The following is a 455-nucleotide window of genomic DNA, read 5'->3' as shown; positions in this document are numbered from 1 at the left end:
GGCCCAGATCATCGAGCGGATCGAGTTGCTCAAGGGTCCAGGCGCGCTGATCAACGGCATCGCGCCGAGCGGAGCCGTCGGCGGCGGCATCAACATCGTCACCAAGCGTGCTACTGACGAGCCGTTCTCGCGACTGACGCCGTTCTTCATGAGCGCGGCGAATTACGGACTGCATCTCGAGACCAGCCAGCGGTTCGGCGCCAACAAGGAGTGGGGCGTTCGCTTCAACGGCGTTGGTCGTAACGGTGAAGCCTCGATCAGAGACGGAAATTTCCAGTCGGGTCTGGGTGCGGTGGCGATCGACTATCGCGGCGATCGGCTTCGCTGGACGCTCGATCTATTCTCGCAAAACGACAACACCGACAACTTCCGCCCGCAGATCGGCCTGCTGCCGACCGCCACTGCGATTCCGGCGCCGCCTGATGCACGCAGCAACTGGTATCCCGACACGAGGC

The 455-nt window shown here is 63.1% G+C and carries 1 pseudogene; it reads left to right on the top strand.

The features are described 5' to 3' along the window. Positions 1–455, top strand: a pseudogene (locus tag DYI24_RS27750) (TonB-dependent siderophore receptor); the annotation flags it as partial.

This window comes from Rhodopseudomonas sp. BR0C11 (assembly GCF_010820945.1).
Taxonomy (GTDB): domain Bacteria; phylum Pseudomonadota; class Alphaproteobacteria; order Rhizobiales; family Xanthobacteraceae; genus Rhodopseudomonas; species Rhodopseudomonas palustris_H.
The sequence above is the reverse complement of the archived record's forward strand: the minus strand, read 5'-3'. Positions and strand labels throughout refer to the sequence as shown.